The organism is Chryseobacillus diguaensis, from assembly GCF_049220665.1.
In the GTDB taxonomy this organism is placed as follows: Bacteria; Bacillota; Bacilli; order Bacillales; family Bacillaceae; genus Metabacillus_B.
Genome location: NZ_JBMKNV010000001.1, coordinates 200935 through 223311 on the forward strand (window position 1 = coordinate 200935; position 22377 = coordinate 223311).

Here is a 22377-nt window from a genome sequence, read left to right on the forward strand (position 1 = left end):
GCAAAGAGATTAATAGCTCAAGATATTAAGTGCTTTATGATTATAAAGGCTGGTATCATTCAGATAATTACATTAAAGTCTTGGGGTGTCTGTAAAAGCAACAGGCTTCCTTGGCGAAACAAACGGGTTGTTCATACAAAAAGAGCTAAGCAATAAAAGGATTCCCCATCAATTTTTATCAATTGAGGGAGACACCAGAAATTGTATAGCTATTATTCATGATTTTTATCAGACAGAAATCCTTGAAGAAGGACCGGTGGTGTCAGATAAAGAGCGACTACCTTTTCTTAAAGGAGATTGATACAGCGTTTCAGAAAGCAAGCATGATTGTAGCATCCGGCAGTTTGCCAAAGGGTCTGCCTGATACTTTTTATAAAGAGCTAATTGAGCTTGCACGTCGTTATGAGAAACCTTTTATGTTAGATACAAGCGGAGAACCTCTCAAAAAGGCCTTGGAGGCTGGACTGGTGTTTATCAAGCCCAATCTCATAGAGTTTGAGAAATTGATGGGTGCAGAAGTGAAAACAGAACATGATCTTGTAAGTATTTTAGAAAAGTTCCCGTACCCGATACCTGTCATTATGGTCAGCCTTGGGGAAAAAGGAGCAATTGTAAAGCATTATGGCAAGGTATATCGTGTTTCGATTTCTAAAGTGAAAGCTGTGAATCCAGTCGGTTCAGGGGATGCAGTAGTAGCCGGGTATGCTGCAGGATTGTATCAAGGGCTGAAGGATGAGCAGCTGTTTAAATACAGTATAGTGATGGGATTGCTGAACGCGCTTGAATCCCAGACAGGCTATGTCAATACATAGCTAATTTCCACTTTTGAAAATGAAATCGCTATCACAAGGCTGAACTAAAGAGGAAGAGTTTCTTTTGAGAAAAATCCATAATATATATTTTAGTGTATTAAAAGATTATGAGGAAATGTCTCTTAAAGCAGCCGAGAAGATATCAAGCAGGTGAATAAAAAGCCGAATTCACTTGGTATGCTTGGCTTCAGGCAGTACTCCTACAGGAACACTAAGGTACTTAGTAGAGGCAGCTGAAAAAAAGAAGGTAGATTTCTCTCAATGCTATTTTGTAGGTTTGGATGAATTTGTCGGACTGTCTTGGGAGGACGAGGGAAGCTGTTGCCGCTATATCAATGAAAACTTTTTCACTCCCGTTTGATCATTTTCATTTCTTTAATGCAAGCAGCAGTGACCTTAAGCATGAATATAAAAAAACCGACGAGTTCATAAGAAAGCATGGGGAAATTGATGTATTGCTTCATGGGGTTGGCGTCAACGGACATCTTGGATTAAATGAACCGTATGTAAGTTTTGACTTAAATTCCCATGTAATCGAACTGATAAAACAACAAAGAGAGTGGGTCAAAAAATTTCAACCAGCCGGAAAAAGGCATTACGATTGGCATTAAACAAATACTTGAAGCAAAAACAGTGATTGTTATTGCTAAGGCTGAAAAAAAGGATGCCATGTCTGCTCTTTTAAAAGGGGAAGTGGATGAGAAATATCCAGTAACAGCCTTAAACCTACACCAGAACTGCCACGTCTATATTGACTAGGAGGCAAATCCGCTACATTGTTCAGATCCAAAGCAGGTTTAAACAAAAGAATAAAGATCAAGCGGAAAGCAGCCTGCCGGCTGTTTTTTATTTGTGATTTTTTCCTTTTGCCCTGCCAATAAAAGGCGAAAAGGTACTGTTAATTGCCCACCCAAGCCAGCAGGAAGCTGAATTTAAATGGACAATATATGTTAAAAACCCCACAATAAACGGAAAGTAAAATAGATAAAAGGTTGTTATAATGAACTCTTGAAAGCGTATACACTAAAAGCTATCATGGTTGTAATGATTGACGAATATTGCAACTTCGATGAAGTGAGAAAAAAATCATGGAGGAGGGTATTTTATGAAATAAACCGTTACAGAAAGGCTTGAAGAGAGCTCTCTTGAATCAAGTTAACTATTTGAACGGCATGAGCTTAAAAACTGGCCATACATAAATTGTTTACATTGTATTTACGATTTCCCACAAGAATTTACGAGAGAATGTAAGCGTTTTCTACTGTTATTTGAACTGTACTCTCAATTCGAAAAATTTAAACAGATTCTTAATGTCGTTTGGGAGGTAGTAAATTGCTCTTTTATACATTAATAGTAAGCGATTACAATTTAAACTTTTTTAATTAGTTCATTTAGACAAAAAAATTAAGGAGGCTGCTTTTTATGAAATTAAGTTTTAGAGAAAAGATGGGCTATGGGTTTGGAGATTTGGGAAATAACTTTATGTTTGACTTAGGGCAATTATATCTACTTAAATTTTATACTGATGTTTTGGGGATCAATCCGGCAATTGGAGGGCTTGTCTTCTTAGTTTCCAAAATAGCGGATGCTTTTGTTGACACCTCTGTAGGAACCTACTTGGATTCAAGAACAAAAATAGGAAAAAGAGGAAAGTTCAGACCGTTTATTCTATTTGGTACCGTACCCCTTTTTCTATTAACAATATGTACCTTCTTATCCCCGCATCTTGCTGGTAATGGCAAAGTGGTTTGGGCATTTGCAACCTATATCATATTTAATGCAGCTTATTCTGTTGTGAACATCCCATATGGATCGTTAGCGGCTGCGATGACACAAGATTCGGTACAAAGAACTTCTTTGTCGTCTTTCCGGATGGCTGGTTCCTATCTTGGCGGTTTAGTTACCGGTATGTCAACAATTCCAATTGTTTTAATGTTTTCCAATCCTAGTGTTGGTTATCCAGTTGCGATCGGAATTATGGGCGTATGCGGAATGATCTGCCACTACATCTGTTATAAAAATGTTAAAGAACATATTGTTGTTCCAAGGAAACCAGGAGAAAAAGTACCTTTTGCTAAGGTATTCAAATCTCTTTTAACCAATCGCCCGCTAATTGGGGTATTATTAGTCTTTATTTTTTCGATTGGAACGCAATTCTTAAAACAAGCAGTACAAATCTATTATCTACAATATAACCTTGGAGATATTAAATTGATTTCACAATTGGTATTTATCGTCTTTATTTTCCAATTACTCGCTATTTTAAGTGCACCAGGTTTAACTAAAAAAATGGGTAAGAAAAACGTATATATCCTTGGTCTTTTTATTTCAGCAGGAGCTGATTTATTAAACTATTTTCTTCCGACAAGTATTATAAATTTTGATATTCTTTGGTGTATAGGTACCTTTGGGCTTTCTCTAGGCGGAGCAGTTTCTTGGGCCATGATCTCCGATTGTATTGAGTACAATGAATGGAAGACCGGAGAACGGACTGAAGGAATTATTTACTCAACATGTAGCTTTGCCCGAAAAGTATCTCAAGCTTTAGCAGGGTTCATTCCTGGTATTGTTTTAGCAGCAATCGGCTATGTTCCAAATGCCACTCAAAGCGCTGGTACTTTAGCAGGAATCAGACAGCTAATGTTCTTATACCCAGCCATGGGTACAGGTATCACCATTCTTGTACTACTATTTATTTATAATCTTTCTGATAAACGTTACAATGAAATTCTTGGTGAACTGAATTATAAAAGAGGCAACAAATCCACTGTAGCCTGATTCAGCAGTTAACATCATTAAAAGCCAACTTTTATCAATCCTGATAAATAATAAGCAAAGCTGTCTTAAAAGTCAAAGCAAATGACCTTTTGAGACAGCCTTGTTTTTTTTACACTTAATTCTTTAAAAGGCCCCTTAATATCAAAAGCGATTATTTTCATTGTTTCAAACTTCAAGCTTTGTCCCTCCTATAAAAGATTCATTTTATTGATTAAATCGTCTTTGCTTGGTTTCGTATAAAGCAAAGTTGTATGAATATTGGAATGCCTTGCTTGGTTAGCCACTTCCTGTACGCTCATTCCTTTACTAATGCGTGAGGACAATAGAGATGCCGAAGATCATGAGGGTAATCTTTTTTTATGCTTTTTCATCGTATTCTTTAAAGAGCTTATTAACTGTTGTTCTATTCAACCGTTTATTGCGATTATTTACAAAGACATAACTGTTTTTAATCCCTTCCATTTCGTTCTTTTAAATAGGATTGGAGAGCTTCTTTTACTAAGTTTTGATTTGTTGCATTGCCCATTCGTCACAAGAAACTCACGAGAAGTAACCTTAAAATCATTCATTTTAAGGTTAAGAGGTGATCCGTAATCTTGCATAAGAAAGTAGAGTCACAAGGGCATAAATTCATTTGTTCCCACTACCATGTACTATCTAGCGAAAGCTCCCAAATTCAGAAATGGGCAATATATGTTAAAAACCCCACAATAAACGGAAAGTAAAATGGATAAAAGGTTGTTATAATGAACACATGAAAACGCATACAAATACAAGTTATCGTGGTTGTAATGTTATATTTGCCGAATATTGCAACCTCGAGAAAGAGAGAAAAAAATCATAGAGGAGGTATTTTTTGAAAAAAACCTTTGCAGAAAGGCTTGAAGGGAGCTCACTTGCCTTAAGATAGGCTATTAAAACGGCATGAGCTTAAATCCGTTCATACATAAATTGTTTACATTTTATTAACGATTTCTTACAAGAATTAACGAGAGAACGTAAGCGTTCACTAAAAAGGAGGAACAACCATTAATGAATAAAGACTTATTAATTTCAGGATTCTCAGATGAAATCTCGTCCAATTTCAATACTCAGCTTAGAGTGGTTTCAGAGCTTGGTATGAAATATGTTTGCTTGCGCGGTATTGACGGAAAAAACATCGGTGACTTTACCGTAGAAGAAGCAAAAGAAAATATTTTACCACGACTTCTAAAGGCTGGTATTGGTGTTTCATCGATTGGATCACCACTTGGAAAGATTTTTATCAACGATGAGGCAAGCTTTGAAAACCAAAAGGGAATGTTAGATCGTCTTTGTAAGATCGCTGAGTTATTAAATTGTAAATATATCCGCATTTTTAGCTTTTTTATTCCAAAAGGTGAAAATTCAGATAATTATAGAAATGAAGTGATTAGTAAATTAATAGCATTTGCTGAGATTGCTAAAAACTACAATATTATCTTATTGCATGAAAACGAGAAGGACATCTACGGAGACATTGGCAGACGATGCAAAGAGATTTTAAAAGAAGTCGGTTCTGCTCATTTTAAGGGTATTTTTGATTTTGCTAACTTTGTTCAATGTGGTGAGGATCCGCAGGAATGTTACGATCTTTTAAAAGATGAAATTGAATATATACACATAAAAGACGCTGTTCTATCATATGGCCAAAACGTTCCATGCGGCACTGGGGACGGAAAAATCCGAGAGATTTTATCTCAGGCCATCCACAATGGCTTTAAAGGATTCCTCACACTTGAGCCGCACCTTGTACGATTTGAATCATTAAAAGATTTAGAGGTAGAGGGAGCAGAACAATTTGTTAAAGCTAGCAAATCGCTTGATGGTGCAAGCGCCTATAAACATCAATATGATTCATTGTTGAATATACTTGGAAAAATACAAAGCAGGGAAAATAGGATGGCAGAAGTTAGATTAGGTATTATTGGGATTGGTGCACAAGGCGGTACCTATGCACGATTTATAACAGAAGGAAAAGTAAAAAACATGGTTTTAGGAGCAATCTGTGATATTGATCCGTCTAAAAAGGAAATGGTTGAAGAAAAGTATCCGGATGTTCCTTTCTACGATAACTATATTGAGATGATTGAAAGCGACAATGTCGACGCCATTGTTACGTGTGTTCCCCATTACCTGCACCCTGAAATGGCCATAAATGCATTAAAGAGAAATATTCATACATTAGGAGAAAAGCCAGCTGGTGTTTATACGAAACAGGTTCGTGAATTAAATGAATTCGCTGCTACAAAACCAGAATTAACATTTGGAATTATGTTTAACCAAAGGACAAACCCACTCTATCAAAAAGTAAAAGAAGTTATTGATAATGGCGAAATTGGTAAAATCCGCCGTACAAATTGGATTATCACTACTTGGTGGCGTCCTCAAGGTTACTATGATCAAGGTGCTTGGCGGGCAACTTGGAGTGGTGAAGGCGGCGGTGTCCTTGTTAACCAAGCTCCGCATCAAATCGACCTGCTCCAGTGGATTTGCGGAATGCCTAAAAAAGTTTATTCCAATTTAAAATACGGCTATCAGAGAAACATCACTGTTGAAGATGAAGTAACGGCTTTGCTTGACTACGGTAATGGTGCAACAGGCGTATTTATTACTTGTACACATGATGTTTTGGGAACAGACCGTTTCGAAATTTTAGGGGATAAGGGAAAAATCATTGTTGATGACAGCAGGAAAGTGACCATTAAACGTCTTGTTCGGCCTGAGTCCGAAATGAGTGATACTGTCAGCTGGGCAGAAGCTCAAAATCTTTTCAGCGGACCAAATCATGATGATGTCTATAGTGAAGAAGTAGTTGAGTTTGAAAGTGTATGGGGTGCACAGCACATCGCTGTCTTGGAAAACTTTGCAGCAAATATCGTTGACGGCACACCTTTATTAGCCCCTGGAAGCGATGGCATTAATGGTGTGACATTGGCAAATGCTATGCATCTATCAAGCTGGTTAGGCCGGGAAATAGAGATTCCATTTGATGAAGAATTATATGTGGCAGAATTAAACAAAAAAATTGAAGAAGAAAAAAAGATTCCTGTTACTAAATAATATAGATCAAAAAAAAAGCGAACTCATTTCTGCTTCATCAATGAGTTCGCTTTTAAAGAGGATGAGCTGATGTTAAAAGTAGCGATAATTGGGCTTGGTGATATATCTAAAATTCATCTGCAAGCCATACAGGCGAACCCTAATGCCAAGTTGACGGCAGTATGCGATGTTAACGAATCATTAAAGAATACTATACCTGATGTTCATTTTTATACCGATTATCTGGTTATGCTGGAAAAAGAAGCATTAGATTGCGTTCATATCTGTTTGCCACACTATCTTCATTATCCTGTTACGAAGGATTGTGTTGAAAAAGAGGTTCATGTCTTTCAAGAAAAGCCTATAGCGTTAAACCCGGAAGAGGGATTGGCCTTGGCAAGGCTTGAGGCAGACAACAAGGATGTGAAAATCTGTGTATGTTTTCAAAATCGGTTTAATGAAACCTTTGAAAAGCTGCAAGAGATTGTAAAGAGTGGAGAATATGGCCAAGTAACTGGCATTAAAGGGTTAGTAACGTGGTTTCGTTCAAACGATTACTATGAAGCTAAGCCATGGCGGGCTCAAATGAAGTATGCCGGCGGCGGTGTAATGATGAATCAGTCGATTCATACACTTGACTTAATGCAGCTTCTTGGCGGTGAAATCAAGGCAATCAAAGGGTCTATAAGTAATTTATTAAACTATGACATTGAAGTGGAAGATACAGCTTCTGCCCACATCCAGTTTGAAAACGGGGCTTCGGGGTTATTTTTTGCAACCGTTGCCAACTCCGGCAATTCGAGCGTAGAGCTTCAGGTTCTCTTCGAGAATGGAAAATTTACGATCAAAGACAGCATTTTAACCAGACTGAATGAAACCGGCAAGAAGGAAGAAATCATCGAGGATGAAATGCTTCCCGGTCCCAAATTCTATTATGGCGCAAGCCATGCTAAATTAATTAACCAATTCTATTCTTGTATCATCCATAACGATACCAATTATGTTCATGTTGGGGATGCTTTGACATCGATTCAAATGATTGATGCTATTTGCCAGTCGTCAAAGCTGCAAAAAGAAATAAAAATGGGGAGATTAGAGTATGCAAAAAGGTAAAATTGGCGTTCAGATGTTTAACCTTAAAAGCAAAGTTGAAGAGCTGGGTGCCTATGAGACACTAAAAAACATTCATGAACTTGGATTCAGCAGTGTTGAGGTTACCCAGATTCCTATGACGGAAGAAAATGTATCCGAACTAAGAAGGGCAAGTAAAGACTTTAATATTAAAATTGCCGCCATTTCAGCTCCGTTAGATACAATGCCGGGTTCAAGCGGTGAATCATTGACAACTCATTTTAAAAAAATTGTCAATGACTGCAAAACTCTAGATTGCAGCTTTATCAGAATTGGCATGATGCCGGTTACTTTAATGGGCCAAAAGGATAAAGTAATGGAGTACATTAAAAACGCCGAAGTAATGGCGGAGCGCTTAGCTGAACATGGAATCGAATTATATTATCATAATCATCATATTGAATTTGAAAAATATGATGGGGAATTTTTGCTGGATATCATGAGAAAAAATACTTCTAAACTAGGTTTTGAGCTTGACGTACACTGGATTCATAGAGGTGGTGAAAATCCTGTCAATGTTATTAATCGTTTCGAAGGCAGGGTTTCACTATTACACTTGAAAGACTATCGAGTTGGCCAGATGATCCTAACGGAGGAGGATCTCCAAGACCATTCTAAGTTTAGTCAGAAATTTGCAAATTTAATTCAATTTGCCGAACTTGGTCAAGGTTCTCTGGATATAAAGGCGATTATTGAAGCAGGTCTTAAAAGCGGTGCCCGGCATTTCTTAATTGAACAGGATGATACATATGGACGGGACCCATTTGAATGCCTCAAAGATTCCAGCGACTATTTAAGAAAGCTAGGTTATGGAGATTGGTTTTAAAAATAATGAATGAAAAGAAGGGAATTTTATGAAGAACTTTTTAGATAAAGATTTTTTATTAGATACAGCTACTGCTGTGAAGCTTTATGAAAATGTAGCGGAACAATTGCCTATTTTTGATTTTCACTGTCACCTAAGTCCGCAAGAGGTTTGGGAAAATAAGCCGTATGAAAGCATTACTCAATTAATGCTTTGTGGGGATCATTATAAATGGCGGGCGATACGCATCCATGGTACTGGGGAGAGATTTATTACAGGTGACGCGAGTGATTGGGAGAAATTTGCGGCTTGGGCCGAAACACTGCCGCATTTAATCGGCAACCCTTTGTATCACTGGACACACATGGAATTGAAAACTTTTTTTGGTATTGAAAAAATACTAAGTCCGGAAACGGCCCGTGAAATTTATGATGAATGCAATGAAAAGTTGAAAACTCCTGATTTTAGACCGAGATCATTTATAGAAAAATCGAATGTACTGTTTATTGGTACCACTGATGACCCTGCTTCTACACTTGAATACCATCAATTATTGAATGATGATGAATCTTTTAAACCAATTATTGCTCCGACCTTCCGCCCGAATGGAGCACTCTTCATTGAACGTCCTTCGTTTCAAAGCTGGCTTGACAAATTGGGAGAAATATCCGGTATAAACGTTGACTCCATTGACAGTTTGATGAGTGCTCTTAAGAAGCGGGTCAACTATTTTCATGAAAAGGGCGGGCGAGCATCAGATCATGATATTCAAAAGATGTTCTATGTGGAAACATCAAAACAAGAAGCAGACTCGATTTTTCGTAAACGGATAAATGGTAAAGTGCTCTCAGTGTGTGAATTAGATGCCTACCATTCATTTTTGTTAAAGGAACTTGGAAAAATGTATGCCGAAAAAAAGTGGGTTATGCAGCTTCATATGGGAGCAATGAGAAACAACAACACAAGGATGAAGGAACGTCTTGGTACAGATACGGGATTTGATTCAGTAGGAGAAACCAATTTGGCGGAAGGATTATCACGTTTCCTTGATACGCTGGACCAAGAAAATGTATTACCAAGAACGGTTCTGTATAACTCAAATTCAAAAGATAATGCGGTCTTAGCTGGTATGATGGGAAACTTCAATGAAGAAGGTGTACCTGGGAAAATTCAATTTGGTTCCGGCTGGTGGTTTAATGACCATATTGATGGAATGGAAAAACAAATGAAAGATCTTGCTAATGTAGGACTGCTAGGTCACTTTATTGGAATGCTGACCGATTCGCGCAGCTTTCTATCTTATGTGCGTCACGAATATTTTCGCCGCATTTTATGCAATATTCTCGGCAATTGGGTTGAAGAGGGAAAAGCTCCTAATGACCTGAATCTTCTTGAGCAAATGGTAAGGAATATTAGTTATAAAAATTCTGAAAAATTTTTCTTAGAACGATAATGAGATTTTTAGATTATTAAATTATTAGATTTTTAGAGAAGACATTATGTAAATACAATAAAAGATTGTACAAGCTCAATCATTTGATTGCAGTCTAGGCAGTGGAGAAGCAAATGTAGCTGTATCCTTAGCACAATTTGGTCTCCAAATCTCCTTCATAACAAAATTAACTGGTAACGCGCTTGATACCAGTAATAAACCGGTTTGGCGTTATGACTAATGATGTTCAGCGTGGCAGAGATGGGCTCGGAATTTATTTTTTAGTAAAAGGTTATATTCTATTAGACCCAAAAGTCTACTATGATCGAAAATACTCTCCCTTTGCTTTATCAAAAGTAGTAAAATCTTTTCTGATGCGGATTGATTCCATATTTGCGGTATTACTGGTATTAAACCTGCTTTAAATGAAGAACTATTTCTTCAAACCAAAAAAGCATCTAGTCTCAGCAAAGAATAAGGCTTAACAACGAGCTGCGACCTTAACTACAGAAGTGCATTATGGTCATTCGCCCAGCAAGCGACAAAATGACGTTAATGAATAAGGAGGAATAACGATATGGAAATGGGTTTTCGTTGGTACGGACCAACTGATTCCATCCCATTGGAATATATCGGTCAAATTCCAGGGAAGAAAGGGATAGTTACAGCTATTTATGATATCGCTGTTGGTAAGCCTTGGCTATTAGACAAAATTAATGAATTAAAAAATACAGTGGAAGAAGCTGGGTTAAACATCTCAGTTATTGAAAGTGTACCCGTACATGAGGATATCAAAATTGGTCTTCCAACCCGTGATCAATACATTGAAAACTACAAAGAAACAATACGCAATCTGGGTAAAGCAGGCATTCCGGTAATTTGCTATAACTTTATGCCAATCTTTGACTGAACTCGTTCTCAGTTAGATTACCGTTTACCTGATGGCTCAACTGCGTTAATTTTTGAAGAAGATGTTGTTGCCAAAATGGATCCGTTAACAGGGGAATTATCACTACCAGGGTGGGATACGAGCTATAAAATAGAAGAACTTCAAACGTTATTTGATTACTATAAAAATGTAGATCATGAAAAACTATGGGGTAACTTGGAATATTTCTTAAAAGAAATCATTCCTGTTGCGGAGGAAGCTGATGTCAAAATGGCGATCCATCCGGATGATCCACCATGGGATATCTTTGGTCTGCCACGGATTATTACCAATAAAGAAAATCTGGAAAGATTAATAAACATTTACGACAGCCCATATAATGGATTAACGATGTGCAGCGGTTCGCTTGGCTCAGATCCAAATAACGATTTCCCTGAAATGCTTCGATATTTTGGAAAGAAAGGCCGCGTAAACTTTGTCCATGCCCGCAATGTAAAACATACAGGACCTAGATCCTTCCAGGAATCCGGCCATTTATCAGCAGAGGGATCCATTGATATGTATGAAGTGATTCGGGCAATGGCAGATTTTGATTATACTGGACCAATCCGTCCTGACCATGGCCGGATGATTTGGGGCGAAACGGGAAAACCTGGCTACGGTTTATATGACCGGGCATTAGGTGCCACTTATCTTAATGGATTATGGGAAGCAGAACAAAAAAACAGAAAGCGTTAACAAACGCACAAGAGGGGAAATATGAAATGACGGTTCCATTTAAAGTGGATTTAACAAACAAAGTTGCAGTCGTAACTGGCGGTGGCGGTGTATTAGGATCATATTTTGCTAAAGCTTTGGCAGAATGCGGAGCTAAAGTTGCGATACTTAATCGTCACAAAAAGTCTGCTGATAAGGTTGCAGACGAAATTAAAGCAGCTGGTGGACAAGCAATCGGTGTGGCAGCAAACGTACTCGATCCAGAAGCACTTGAGCAAGCAAGAGAAATCGTTGAAAAAGAGCTCGGTACATGTGATATTCTTCTTAATGGTGCTGGCGGTAATAACCCACGCGGTACAACCGATGATGAATTCTATGATGCAGGAGCAGTAAAAAGCAATCCAGATCTTAAAACGTTCTTTGACCTTGACCCTGAAGGTGTTAGATATGTATTTGACTTAAACTTCTTAGGAACCTTACTTCCTTCTAAAGTATTTGCAAAGGGTATGACTAAGAAAAAAGGCAGCGTCATTATCAATGTATCATCAATGAATGCTTACACACCATTAACCAAAATTCCAGCGTACAGCGGAGCTAAAGCTGCAATCAGCAACTTTACGCAATGGCTTGCCGTTTATTTTGCTAAAGCTGGCATTCGTGTAAATGCAATCGCACCTGGATTTTTAGTAACAAAACAAAATGAAAAACTATTGTTCAATGAAGATGGAAAACCAACCGCTAGGACAGGTAAAATTCTTGGCAGCACACCAATGGAAAGATTCGGTGAGCCGGAAGAACTAATTGGCGGTTTATTATTCCTGGCCAGCGAACAAGCATCAGGCTTTGTAACTGGTGTTGTGCTTCCGATTGACGGCGGATTCTCTTCTTATGCAGGTGTATAAATAAGTAAAAAATGTACTGCTAGTTCTTTTAAAAGAATTAGCAGTTTTTTAATTAACTATTTTAAGTAATGAATATAATTCAAATGCAAATGGGTAATTTGTAAGCACTCAAGCGGCTCTATACAAATTAGCTTTCTCTTCGGATTTGTTTACTGCCTAAGCCAACCAGATGGGTTTTTTATCAGCACATAGAAAACGCAATATACGTTAAATAACAAACAAGAATAGTAAAGTTAAAATAGTTAAATTTGTTTATAATAACTGAGAATGGGTCTACTAAATAAGGTTTTTTTTAAAAATCTTAACCATTTTTTAGCATTATTAAGATTTCAAAGAAAGGGGCTTTTTCCTTTGTTTAACTATTTTTGCTATATATGGTCTGATTTGAAATGACTGATTATATAGATTTTCATACAAATCAAGAGTTAGATAAGCATTGCTTTTATATGCGTCATCGAGAAGGGGATCATCAGCATAAATGGAAACTTCATTCGCATAATGGATTTGAAATCTTTTATTTTTTCAAGGGAGTAGCCAACTATATTATTGGAGAAGGAATTTACCAGTTAACGCCTGGTGATATGCTTATTTTTAATGGCAAAATCCTTCATCAAGTGAATCCTTCTGATAAAGAAACTTATGTGAGGACCTTTATTAACTTTTTCCCTTCACTTTTAGACAACTCTTTACCTGAAGATATTTTAAAGAAGATTATTGGAATGTTTAATTCGCCGTGTGGACAACTTATTCATTGGGAAGGTAAAGAGCGGGAGGAAATTGAGAGGCTCATGAATGAAATGGTTCGTGAATATGAAAAGGAAGCTGTTGGTTATTTACAATTGACTGAAGCATATTTAATGCAGCTTCTTATAAAAATTTATAGAAAATCTAAAGAAGCCATTTATTCTAGTCGAGAAATACAATACTCACAGAAGGAAAGACATGTGCGTCATATTCTTAATTTTATCAATAATCATTTCAGAGAAAATTTAAATCTCGATCAAATAGCTAATGTTTTACATGTAAACAAGCATTATATATGCCATTGCTTTAAAGAGGTTACGGGTTTTACGATTAATAAATATTTAGCCAACCGGAGAATCGAAGAAGCGAAAAACCTCTTAGTAACTTCAAATGATTCGATTGGAATGATTTTCGGAGGAGCTGGGCTTTAATAGTGCGGTTCATTTTAGTAGATTATTTAAACAATATGTAAATATTTCTCCTCAAATGTACAGAAAAAAGTTTAATACTGCCGAAAATCTATTTTATGATTTCAGCGGTACAAATGATAATAATTTAGAAGATATCTAAAACTGTCATCTTAACTAGGCTGGTATTGGGATAAATAATTTTCAAAGAGCCATTTTTATAATAGTTAGTTGATAAAAAATATTCTATGAATCAATTGCAACGTCTACAAACATACTTAATACTTTAGATAATTTGATAATATGTGAAGAATAACAGGGAGACTGATAAAATTCCCCCTTTAGAGGGATATTTTGTGGTCTCCTTTACGTTTTTACTGTTACCTTCGCCATTTTTTTAGGAGGTCAATTATGACAGCATTTTGGGGGAATTAATTGGTACGGCTATTTTGATTACGTTAGGAGCAGGCGTATGCGCAGTGGTAAATAAGAGGTGCATTTTGAAAGGGATGTCCCCTCTTTCATTTAAAGGGACAAACTGCATCGGAGGGAATAGCATGAAAAAGAAAAAAGTATATGTTGTACAGCATTCGCATTGGGACAGAGAATGGTATTTTACGATTGAGGATTCCAATCTTCTTCTTGTTGAAAATATGGACCACCTAATAGAAGTGATGGAGCACGATCCAGAGTACAAGGGCTACGTCTTTGATGCCCAGGCGTCAATCCTGGATGAATATTTAAAAATCCGTCCGGAGCAAAAAGAACGGCTAGCAGCCTTAATAAAATAAGCGTATTTATGCAGGCCCGTGGTATACCCAGGCCGATTCGCTTCTAGTAAACAAAGAATCGCTCATCCGAAACCTATTATATGGAACACGGATTGCAGTAAAAATGGGGCACAGCATGAAGGTCGGCTATCTGCCCGATATCTTTGGCCAGAAAACGTACTTGCCTTCCATCTTTAAAGGGTTTGAAATCGACTTTAGTATCTTGCAATGCGGAATTTACACAGACCAGCTGAAAGAAGACTTAAACTTTACGTGGAAATCTCATCTCCTGATGGCGAGAGCGTAAAAGCCAATAATATCTATTTCGGATACCGCCCGGGGAAATTCCTGTCTGCTGATGATGAATATATGCAGGAGAACCTGCTCCCGATATTAGAAAAAATGGCCGAAATGAGTCGCTGATTCAGATCTGTTTGCAAATGAAATTGAAAGAGAACTTTATCGCCACTCAAAAGTCCAGGATTCATAATACCATCCGTTCCCAAAGATATGACATTAAAAAGCTGCATGCAATAGCGGAAGAAAAGATGATTGGCTCGCTTAAACCATTGGCTGCCATCGCAAGCACTCTCGGTTTTCGCTACCCTCAAGCCTGGCTCGATGAAATGTGGAAAATGTTGTTCGATGTTCACGCCCACGACAGCATCGGAGGGCGCAATTCGGATGTACCAATCAGGAAAATTTATCAACAGGCTGATGAAAGTGATAAGGCTGGCCGATGGCTCTCTGAACCAATTGAAAAAGCAGATGACTGAGGCCATAAGCAGGAAGCTGGGCAAAAATAATATTTTCGTATTGTTTCATTTGCTTCCCAATTCCTTTTATGGGGCAATCAAAAAGCGGTTCTTTTTACAAAGGAAACATACTTTGCAGTTAAAACACGGACCGGAGAAAATTTTTCAATGGATATTCTTAAACAGGAATGGTGAGCGGGGGGAAGAAATTCCCCCTCTTGCAAGGTGGAAGCAAAATCTGTTGCAATATTAATCATATCGAGGGCATATGAGAACCAGGATTCCCGTAAGAACCTCATTATTATTAATATTGTTATTGGCCAGGTCACGGAGTCGGATAAGTTTCGCATTTTTCATTGAGCAAGATCTTTAAAATGTGGACTGTCCAGTCCGCTAATAAACAAACCATAATCTACAACGACAATATCATCGTTTTCTGATAAAGCTGCATTATCGATCGTCAAATCAATCGGGATAATTCCCTTCATTAGAAATTTCATTTGCAGCTCAACCAGTTTCCATACATACGAAAGAGACTGCGGCACTGGTCGGCTCATTTTTTTCATGATAATCCAGCCATGGCCTGATTCAATAATTGGACAAAGATGCGCTTTCACATCCTCGTTGCAGCTTCTATATATTTGCGCTTCTGTTTCGTTGCTTTTATAACCCAACTCTGAAAGCGCCACTTTAAGGACTGTCCCATTATTTAAATCATAAACATTGCGGTTAGTTCCATAATCCAAAGAAGGGTATTCAAACTGCAATACTTGTTTAGAAACCTGATACTTTTCATGATTAAGCCAATGTTGTCCCATTTGGGCAATCCAAGCGTGAATGGAGCTAATTTGATCAGCCGTTAAGATCGTACTTTGATCGTTTTGCTGCTTCTGGCTGATTTCCTGAATTTGATTTCTGTATGTCTCTTCTTCATTCATCGGGCACATGACAGACGTCCCCTCGCCTTCTACCAGTAGATATTACAATATATTTCCATTTATTGGAGTCGTCACGGCGGGTAGTGTATTTCCATTTAGTTTGTTGCTGTTGTTGTAACTGAGCTGCACTCTTTTTTTGTCTTCATTTATTGGAACTAACTTGATAATGATATACAATTTTAGGGAAAAGCATCATGATTGCTTTGATAGACGAGTAAAAAAGTGAGGTACAGTTAAAAGTCGGAAAAGAGGGAGTGGTTATGGTACAACCAAGACCTATAATATAGAACTTCGGTTTTCACGCCTAATATCCACAATTCAACGGCTTGTTTTGGCTCTTCCACTAATTATGGATCAAGCTGCCAAAAACTAATGGCAGCTTTTCACTTTGGAAATATAATGGATACTCGACTAACGGGTTGTACCCTTGCAGATACTTACATAATATGTTATCCTAAAAAAGAATTATTTTTGTTCGGTGCAAAGGATAGTATAAGTACAAACTTTTCGTCTTGATAATCACTGAGAGCAAGGATAGTAATACGAGATGTGTGTATTAACACACCAGGAGGCATCAAAAATGGAAAACGGCAAAGTAAAATGGTTTAACGGCGAAAAAGGATTCGGATTCATCGAGCGTGAAGGTGGAGAAGACGTATTCGTTCATTTCTCAGCGATTCAAGGCGAAGGTTACAAAACTTTAGAAGAAGGTCAAGCAGTGACTTTTGACGTTGAGCAAGGTAACCGTGGACCACAAGCTGCAAACGTTCGTAAAGCTTAATTATACAAACAAAAAAGGCAGACTCTTGTTTTAGAGTCTGCCTTTTTATTGGAGACATACAAACAGTAAATGGGAGGAATGGGGAAATCCATAACAGGCTGGTAACTTTGAAGAGCCACTATAGGTCCGTTTTAGAGCCATTTTCAAGGTTAATTGAAATGATTGAAGAAAAAGAAGAATTTAAATCACGAATCCAGATTGTTATACCTCAATTTATTCCTAAGAAGTGGTGGCATAACTTACTTCATAATCAAACAGCTTTGTTACTTCGATTATGGTTATATAGACATAAAGATGTGGTGACTACAACAGTACCTTATCATTTAAAGAAATAGCTCAGAAAGGCATGGGAAATTCTCATGCCTTTTATATTTTAGGGCTAATCGATTTTTCCCTACCATGTAGAATTGCATTTTCTATTGTGAAGCTCTGTTTCGTTTTTGGAAAACAAATTCATAATCTTCGAATCTGACAATACTAACTTTTGTCAGATTTTTGATTTTATAGGGTTTGTACTCACTTATTATTAATAAACTGGTAAATAGACTTGTAGCCTGAAAGACTCACAGATGCAATTAAACTATTTGGCAGTAGAGCGGAATACATACATGTAAATTTCCCTTGATGAGAATAAAGTATTGGCAGACCTTATCATTATTATATCAAGATAGGCCTTTTGGTGTGCTAGGGAAGAAGTAAACTATGTTTTTCTTTACAATAGAAAGATTATTTACAAATATTTAACTTGTAAGGAAAATAATTCATGTAATAGTATTGCAAGTAGAGGCGTGTTCAATTTAATGCCTCTTCTCATGGAAAAACTACTTAAAAATGAACAGATTTCTAATGCTATGTCTCCTTTCGCAAAGAGGCCATAATAATAATTATTCGATGTCGCGCCTCCTTTCACTTGGGTTTGCAATATTATCTTGGTATAGAATTAACATCTTATTCACTAACGATGAAGATAGATGTTAATATAAAAAATTGCATATAGGAGGTATTTCTATGTTGAAGAAATCGATGTTTTTTGTTTTTACGTTGGTTCTGTCGTTTACTGTTTTTCAGACGGCCTTGGCAATTCCGCCCGGAACACCGTCCTTGTCAACCGCCCAATCTCAGCTGAACTCGCTTACCGTTAAGTCTGAAGGCTCCCTGACAGGCTACTCGCGCGACTTGTTCCCTCACTGGATTACCCAAAGCGGTGGCTGCGACACCCGTCAGGTGGTACTTCAGCGTGACGCCGACTACTACAGCGGAAACTGCCCCGTCACTTCCGGAAAGTGGTACAGCTACTACGACGGCGTCACCTTGTACTCGCCGTCTGATATCGACATCGATCACATAGTCCCATTGGCCGAGGCGTGGCGTTCAGGTGCCAGCAGCTGGACCACGGAAAAGCGCCAGAACTTTGCCAACGACCTCAGTGGCACGCAGCTGATCGCGGTGAACGCTAGCGTCAACCGGTCTAAGGGCGACCAGGATCCGTCGACGTGGCAACCACCGCGTTCCGGCGCCCGCTGTGGGTACGCGAAGTGGTGGATCAACACCAAATACCGTTGGGGCCTAAGCCTGCAGTCGTCGGAGAAGTCCGCATTGCAGAGCATGGTCAACACCTGCTCCTACTGAGTCCGTCAGAGAGTCTGCAAGTACTGCCAACCGTCCGTTGGCAGTACACTTGCAGCGCTACCATCCAACCCCAGAAGGGAGTCAATCGTATGGAAAAGTTGTCGTCAATCTTTACAGCAACCCACGGTGTAATGACTACTGAGGTCGGCGTGATCAGCGGGGAGCTCGAACTGCGCACCACTTGCGATGACGACGGCGCCCTCACGCTAGCAATCACGTATGTCGGCGCCGCAGAGTGGTACACGCTGCCGGGTGAAGACTACCGCCTGCACGATCCTCGTGACCATGAGGTCATCCACCGAATGCTCGCCACCGTGCTTGAGCGCTCATGAACTTGTACCAGATGCCTTAAAAAGGCATCTTTTTTGTGCGACGGGCAGTCGCGCCTGGTACGGAAACCATCCGTACTAAAGTAAGTTGTTAAAGGAGTACATTACTGAGGTAAAAACGGCTCCCGAATCATGGAAGACTCATTTCCACGGAGGTGAAAGTCCTCCCGTCAGAGTGCTAATACAACTGACGAAGACTAATCTATGGCGGTGTCGTGAGGCGAAGTCTGATGGAGATGCGGACAATCGAGAGACCCGCAGTCGGACAGGCAGACCCAAATGCATAATTGTGAAGCACAGCGGCAGGGTAAGTTGGCGACCATGCGAAAGAAGCCTCTCGGTAAAAGAGGGTCTCTATCCATTGAATCAGCCGGATAAAGACAGCTTATCAAGTGATGGTACTGGGTATGTCTGGAAGGGAAGGGCGACGGCCCCGTGAGATCTCTATTCGAACCGAAAGGACATGTTTATATATCCGAAGTGATCCATTGTAAATGCCTCGCCCTCATGCAATAACGGCTGGGATAGACGGTACATTATGGTTTACTGGGTGGGGAGCAAATAAAGATAGGACGTTTTTCCATTGCTGATGAACAGATTACAGAATATATGATCCCTACACACAAGCTGAGCCATATGGTATCACTTGTGATAATAATGGGAAAGTTTGGTTTGCATTAGTGGATAAGTTAGGTAATATAACAGATTATTGATGCAAGGGAAGTGTTCAGGGGAATCATTAAGTTTAATGTATAATACTATAGGATTTATTAAAATTAGGAAGTTTATTTTTTGCTTATTCAAGAAAAGGGCTCAAGAATTGAACAACGATGGATTGTTTCAACAGTCTATTATTTTGGTCTTTAATCAGTTTAATAGCAGGATAGTGAGGAAGTTCGTTCGAAGAAAAGGACATTCCCGGTAGTACAGGGATGTCCTTTATTACTGTTTAGTTAGAATTTAAAAGTTTAGAATCATCTTACTTGTTTCAACTGTAAACTTATAATTATAAGACCCTTTCAAGCTTTCTAAGTCACCGGTAGCTTTGATGATTGTTGCTGGAGAATCTAGATTTCCATTATCATATATTCCTTGCTCTATAGCTGTAAATGTTCCCCGTTTTCCCTTGTAAGTTCCTTCGAAATGCAGAAATCCGGAAATTTTAGAAGTGGCCAAGTGACCATCATCTATAGTAGAGTCTATATAAAATAATAAATATTCAACAAAAGCTTTTCCTGTTAATTCACCCTCAATATCATATTCGACATGGGCAATATTAATAGGGAATTTTTTTCTAGTGTCATCTACTGGTTTTTCATCCCATTTGCTTACTGTAAATGTTACCTCCATGCGTAAATCTCCCTTCATTATAATAGTAATTCACCTCCAGTATAATATCCAAAAAGTACCATTATCAATAATGAGATAGGAGTGTTTTTATTTATTTTCCTTCTACTTTTGTGAAATATTACACTTAATGTAACGCGCGCGATAGTTCAAAAAGCTAAAGTAGCAACCCTAATAATTATCTTTATCTTCCACAATAGGGCGCGATCAATGAAATTCTTAAAGCCTTCGAACAAAAAGATGAAATCAATTTAGAAGAGGTTCTTGCACAAGTTAAACAATTAGAGTTACAAGTTGGGAAAGCATTTATTTTACAAACATTAAAAGATACGCTTGGAAATCGAAAAGAAGCAGCAAAAAGATTGCAAATTACGATGAGAAAACTTCGTTACCTTTTAAACGAAAAAAGTTGCTGTCTCGAAGATTCTGGTACAAAAAGTGTTCACCAGTAATAAAGCCATGCATTTTTTTCGAATTCCGGATTAAATACTCAAATTGAAATTTCCAAATCTATGGTTCGCATTAAAATAACAGAAAATGATCGAAATAAAGCAGGATAAAATACTTTCTACAACTCTTTTACTTACATTGTTACCAAAATTGAGTTCCTGAAGTGAAACTATTTTATATCCTTCCTAACAAAGGCATTTGAAAAATGGGAACAATGTTTCACCCATATGAACTATCTGATGCTTTTATACAAGGAGGAGTCTGTAATTTCTAACATATTGATGTAGATATAATCTTCCACAAAGTTTTCTGGAGTAAGCTAATTATTTATGGGCTGATCGGTTTTTACCGTTCAGTCTAACAAATTTGAAATACTGGTATAATGCTAGTTTGTCACTTTAGACGTTATTTTGCACTATAGACTCTGTCTAAACTTGCAAGGGAAATCTTCCCTTGATCCAATAAAAAAGAGGGACATTGCCCGCTATTTTATTTTAGCTTAAACATCTTAATTTATTTTACATTTGTAAGCGCCTGATAACTTTGTAAGTTCTTTGTTAATTGGTTTATGTTACCTTAAAGAAGGCAAGCTAATTACAGGCTTGCCTTTATCTATAATGAAGCATTAAAAAACGCTACAAGTTATGCTCGTCTTCCGCCTCTGCCGCCCTGTTTTGATACAGTGTTACGTTTGAGGGTGGACAAATTCTCTTCACTAGCCTTTAAAAAACGGGCCATTTTATCTTCAAAACTTTCCTTTGGTTTGAAATTACCTTTGGGACGAAATTCTTTGGATCGGTAATCTGATCTTCCCGGGCGTGGTGGGCGTTGTGAATAAGAAGAAGTTTGTCCTTCAGGTCTATCTATCGCTTTTTTGATGGACAAAGAAGTTTTTCCTTCTTTCATACTTATCACTTTTACTTCAACCAGATCGCCTATCTTCAGATGGTCATTTACATCTTTTACATAGCTATCCGCAACTTCACTGATATGCACTAAACCTGTTGATCCATCCGGTAATTCTACGAATGCTCCAAAATTAGTGATGCCTGTTACTTTACCTTGTACCTTGCTGCCGACTTCAACTGACATAAAAATAATGTTCCCCCTCAATTATGTTAAAAACACTTCATTATAACAAATTTTCGATGAAAATAATATCAACTGGCGAAATTCATTTTTGAATGTTGGGTAAATGGCCAGTCATTGACTATGTTTGGTTAAAAATTTTACTTGGTTCATTTCATTTCTAGAAAATTTTTAAAATGTTCATCAAGCCAATTCCATGTTTATAAAATCTGGCTGCCTTAAGGCGGCACGTTTTCTTCATTAATAAGAACTTTAAATATGTAGATCAAGAACTAATATATCTTTGATGGTGGGGCAAAATACTATACAATAAATGGAAAAATAGATCCTGAAATACCTGCCATCTGTGTAAAAAAAGTGGAAACGTATTTAATTAGGTTAATTAATGCCGGTTCTGAGATTCATAGTTTTCAAGTGAAGGGTATGATCTATTGCTGACCGCAAATAATCCGGGGATATGGCCCGTTCATTTCCATATTGGCCGTACGATACACATGGCATGCATATGATGATCTTTTACGGTTTTGACAAAAAATGGGTCACCATGCATGAACCATAAATAAATAACAAATTTTATCGAGCCCTTTAAAAGAAAAATAAAAAGGCAGTGAT

Annotated in this window: 21 protein-coding genes and 1 pseudogene; 19 read left to right on the plus strand and 3 right to left on the minus strand. The window is 37.9% G+C overall.

Annotation, left to right across the window (positions count from 1 at the left end; all coding sequences use genetic code 11):
- Positions 1-242: 242 nt before the first annotated feature.
- The 14 genes and pseudogenes from ACOT8F_RS00995 to ACOT8F_RS01060 all read left to right on the plus strand — a co-directional run bounded on the left by ACOT8F_RS00995 (position 243) and on the right by ACOT8F_RS01060 (position 15223).
- Positions 243-812 carry a 1-phosphofructokinase family hexose kinase gene (locus tag ACOT8F_RS00995; protein ID WP_421649691.1) on the plus strand — a complete coding sequence of 190 codons (570 nt, stop codon included), beginning with the start codon at positions 243-245 and terminating at the stop codon, positions 810-812.
- Between the two features lie 281 nt (positions 813-1093).
- On the plus strand, positions 1094-1423 hold the full coding sequence (locus tag ACOT8F_RS01000) for a sugar phosphate isomerase family (protein ID WP_421649692.1): 330 nt from the start codon (positions 1094-1096) through the stop codon (positions 1421-1423).
- Between the two features lie 811 nt (positions 1424-2234).
- Complete coding sequence (locus ACOT8F_RS01005) at positions 2235-3590, plus strand: glycoside-pentoside-hexuronide (GPH):cation symporter (protein WP_421649693.1); 1356 nt, start codon at positions 2235-2237, stop codon at positions 3588-3590.
- 1032 nt (positions 3591-4622) lie between these two features.
- A complete protein-coding gene (locus tag ACOT8F_RS01010; protein WP_421649694.1) occupies positions 4623-6671 on the plus strand; it encodes a Gfo/Idh/MocA family protein in 2049 nt (682 codons plus the stop codon).
- A 69-nt stretch (positions 6672-6740) separates the two neighbouring features.
- Entirely contained in the window at positions 6741-7763 is a 1023-nt protein-coding gene (locus ACOT8F_RS01015; protein WP_421649695.1) for a Gfo/Idh/MocA family protein, read from the plus strand.
- Positions 7750-8607 (plus strand): sugar phosphate isomerase/epimerase family protein, encoded by an 858-nt coding sequence (locus tag ACOT8F_RS01020; RefSeq protein WP_421649696.1) that lies wholly within the window; start codon positions 7750-7752, stop codon positions 8605-8607. The genes ACOT8F_RS01015 and ACOT8F_RS01020 overlap by 14 nt, the downstream gene beginning before the upstream one ends.
- A gap of 28 nt (positions 8608-8635) precedes the next feature.
- Entirely contained in the window at positions 8636-10039 is a 1404-nt protein-coding gene (uxaC, locus tag ACOT8F_RS01025; RefSeq protein WP_421649697.1) for a glucuronate isomerase, read from the plus strand.
- Between the two features lie 556 nt (positions 10040-10595).
- Positions 10596-11645, plus strand: a pseudogene (gene uxuA, locus ACOT8F_RS01030) (mannonate dehydratase).
- Positions 11646-11671: 26 nt separating this feature from the next.
- On the plus strand, positions 11672-12526 hold the full coding sequence (locus ACOT8F_RS01035) for an SDR family oxidoreductase (RefSeq protein ID WP_421649698.1): 855 nt from the start codon (positions 11672-11674) through the stop codon (positions 12524-12526).
- A gap of 389 nt (positions 12527-12915) precedes the next feature.
- Positions 12916-13701: an AraC family transcriptional regulator gene (locus tag ACOT8F_RS01040; protein ID WP_421649699.1), complete on the plus strand. Its 786-nt coding sequence runs from the start codon at positions 12916-12918 to the stop codon at positions 13699-13701.
- Entirely contained in the window at positions 13691-13840 is a 150-nt protein-coding gene (locus ACOT8F_RS01045; protein ID WP_421650016.1) for a hypothetical protein, read from the plus strand. The genes ACOT8F_RS01040 and ACOT8F_RS01045 overlap by 11 nt, the downstream gene beginning before the upstream one ends.
- 394 nt (positions 13841-14234) lie before the next feature.
- Entirely contained in the window at positions 14235-14468 is a 234-nt protein-coding gene (locus ACOT8F_RS01050) for a glycoside hydrolase family 38 N-terminal domain-containing protein (RefSeq protein WP_421649700.1), read from the plus strand.
- Positions 14469-14532: 64 nt separating this feature from the next.
- A complete protein-coding gene (locus ACOT8F_RS01055) occupies positions 14533-14754 on the plus strand; it encodes a glycoside hydrolase family 38 N-terminal domain-containing protein (protein ID WP_421650017.1) in 222 nt (73 codons plus the stop codon).
- A gap of 127 nt (positions 14755-14881) precedes the next feature.
- Positions 14882-15223 carry a hypothetical protein gene (locus tag ACOT8F_RS01060; protein ID WP_421649701.1) on the plus strand — a complete coding sequence of 114 codons (342 nt, stop codon included), beginning with the start codon at positions 14882-14884 and terminating at the stop codon, positions 15221-15223.
- A 332-nt stretch (positions 15224-15555) separates the two neighbouring features.
- Here ACOT8F_RS01060 and ACOT8F_RS01065 read toward each other — a convergent pair whose 3' ends face one another.
- Positions 15556-16149 carry a hypothetical protein gene (locus ACOT8F_RS01065; protein ID WP_421649702.1) on the minus strand — a complete coding sequence of 198 codons (594 nt, stop codon included), beginning with the start codon at positions 16147-16149 and terminating at the stop codon, positions 15556-15558.
- Between the two features lie 571 nt (positions 16150-16720).
- Here ACOT8F_RS01065 and ACOT8F_RS01070 point away from each other — a divergent pair.
- From ACOT8F_RS01070 to ACOT8F_RS01080, 4 genes are all read left to right on the plus strand, one after another.
- On the plus strand, positions 16721-16921 hold the full coding sequence (locus ACOT8F_RS01070; RefSeq protein WP_421649703.1) for a cold-shock protein: 201 nt from the start codon (positions 16721-16723) through the stop codon (positions 16919-16921).
- Positions 16922-17028: 107 nt separating this feature from the next.
- The gene (locus ACOT8F_RS20920) at positions 17029-17256 is read left to right on the plus strand and encodes a hypothetical protein (protein ID WP_489672219.1); all 228 of its coding nucleotides are present in this window, start codon (positions 17029-17031) and stop codon (positions 17254-17256) included.
- Positions 17257-17929: 673 nt separating this feature from the next.
- Positions 17930-18550, plus strand: coding sequence for an HNH endonuclease family protein (locus ACOT8F_RS01075; protein WP_421649704.1), 621 nt, complete (start codon positions 17930-17932; stop codon positions 18548-18550).
- Positions 18551-18639: 89 nt separating this feature from the next.
- Complete coding sequence (locus ACOT8F_RS01080) at positions 18640-18882, plus strand: hypothetical protein (protein ID WP_421649705.1); 243 nt, start codon at positions 18640-18642, stop codon at positions 18880-18882.
- A 957-nt stretch (positions 18883-19839) separates the two neighbouring features.
- Here ACOT8F_RS01080 and ACOT8F_RS01085 read toward each other — a convergent pair.
- Entirely contained in the window at positions 19840-20229 is a 390-nt protein-coding gene (locus ACOT8F_RS01085; RefSeq protein ID WP_421649706.1) for a DUF3224 domain-containing protein, read from the minus strand.
- 305 nt (positions 20230-20534) lie between these two features.
- On the opposite strand from ACOT8F_RS01085, the gene ACOT8F_RS01090 reads away from it, so the two are divergent.
- Complete coding sequence (locus ACOT8F_RS01090; protein ID WP_421650018.1) at positions 20535-20678, plus strand: helix-turn-helix domain-containing protein; 144 nt, start codon at positions 20535-20537, stop codon at positions 20676-20678.
- A gap of 640 nt (positions 20679-21318) precedes the next feature.
- Here ACOT8F_RS01090 and ACOT8F_RS01095 read toward each other — a convergent pair.
- Positions 21319-21768 carry a S1 domain-containing RNA-binding protein gene (locus ACOT8F_RS01095; protein ID WP_421649707.1) on the minus strand — a complete coding sequence of 150 codons (450 nt, stop codon included), beginning with the start codon at positions 21766-21768 and terminating at the stop codon, positions 21319-21321.
- Positions 21769-22377 lie beyond the last annotated feature (609 nt).

What these genes read in the sequence shown, in the direction of transcription:
- ACOT8F_RS01000 (WP_421649692.1), top strand. Translation starts at nt 1,094, where the DNA reads ATGAATTTGTCGGACTGTCTTGGGAGGACGAGGGAAGCTGTTGCCGCT.
- ACOT8F_RS01005 (WP_421649693.1), top strand. Translation starts at nt 2,235, where the DNA reads ATGAAATTAAGTTTTAGAGAAAAGATGGGCTATGGGTTTGGAGATTTG.
- ACOT8F_RS01010 (WP_421649694.1), top strand. Translation starts at nt 4,623, where the DNA reads ATGAATAAAGACTTATTAATTTCAGGATTCTCAGATGAAATCTCGTCC.
- ACOT8F_RS01015 (WP_421649695.1), top strand. Translation starts at nt 6,741, where the DNA reads ATGTTAAAAGTAGCGATAATTGGGCTTGGTGATATATCTAAAATTCAT.
- ACOT8F_RS01020 (WP_421649696.1), top strand. Translation starts at nt 7,750, where the DNA reads ATGCAAAAAGGTAAAATTGGCGTTCAGATGTTTAACCTTAAAAGCAAA.
- uxaC (WP_421649697.1), top strand. Translation starts at nt 8,636, where the DNA reads ATGAAGAACTTTTTAGATAAAGATTTTTTATTAGATACAGCTACTGCT.
- ACOT8F_RS01035 (WP_421649698.1), top strand. Translation starts at nt 11,672, where the DNA reads ATGACGGTTCCATTTAAAGTGGATTTAACAAACAAAGTTGCAGTCGTA.
- ACOT8F_RS01040 (WP_421649699.1), top strand. Translation starts at nt 12,916, where the DNA reads ATGACTGATTATATAGATTTTCATACAAATCAAGAGTTAGATAAGCAT.
- ACOT8F_RS01050 (WP_421649700.1), top strand. Translation starts at nt 14,235, where the DNA reads ATGAAAAAGAAAAAAGTATATGTTGTACAGCATTCGCATTGGGACAGA.
- ACOT8F_RS01065 (WP_421649702.1), bottom strand. Translation starts at nt 16,149, where the DNA reads ATGTGCCCGATGAATGAAGAAGAGACATACAGAAATCAAATTCAGGAA.
- ACOT8F_RS01070 (WP_421649703.1), top strand. Translation starts at nt 16,721, where the DNA reads ATGGAAAACGGCAAAGTAAAATGGTTTAACGGCGAAAAAGGATTCGGA.
- ACOT8F_RS01075 (WP_421649704.1), top strand. Translation starts at nt 17,930, where the DNA reads ATGTTGAAGAAATCGATGTTTTTTGTTTTTACGTTGGTTCTGTCGTTT.
- ACOT8F_RS01080 (WP_421649705.1), top strand. Translation starts at nt 18,640, where the DNA reads ATGGAAAAGTTGTCGTCAATCTTTACAGCAACCCACGGTGTAATGACT.
- ACOT8F_RS01085 (WP_421649706.1), bottom strand. Translation starts at nt 20,229, where the DNA reads ATGGAGGTAACATTTACAGTAAGCAAATGGGATGAAAAACCAGTAGAT.
- ACOT8F_RS01095 (WP_421649707.1), bottom strand. Translation starts at nt 21,768, where the DNA reads ATGTCAGTTGAAGTCGGCAGCAAGGTACAAGGTAAAGTAACAGGCATC.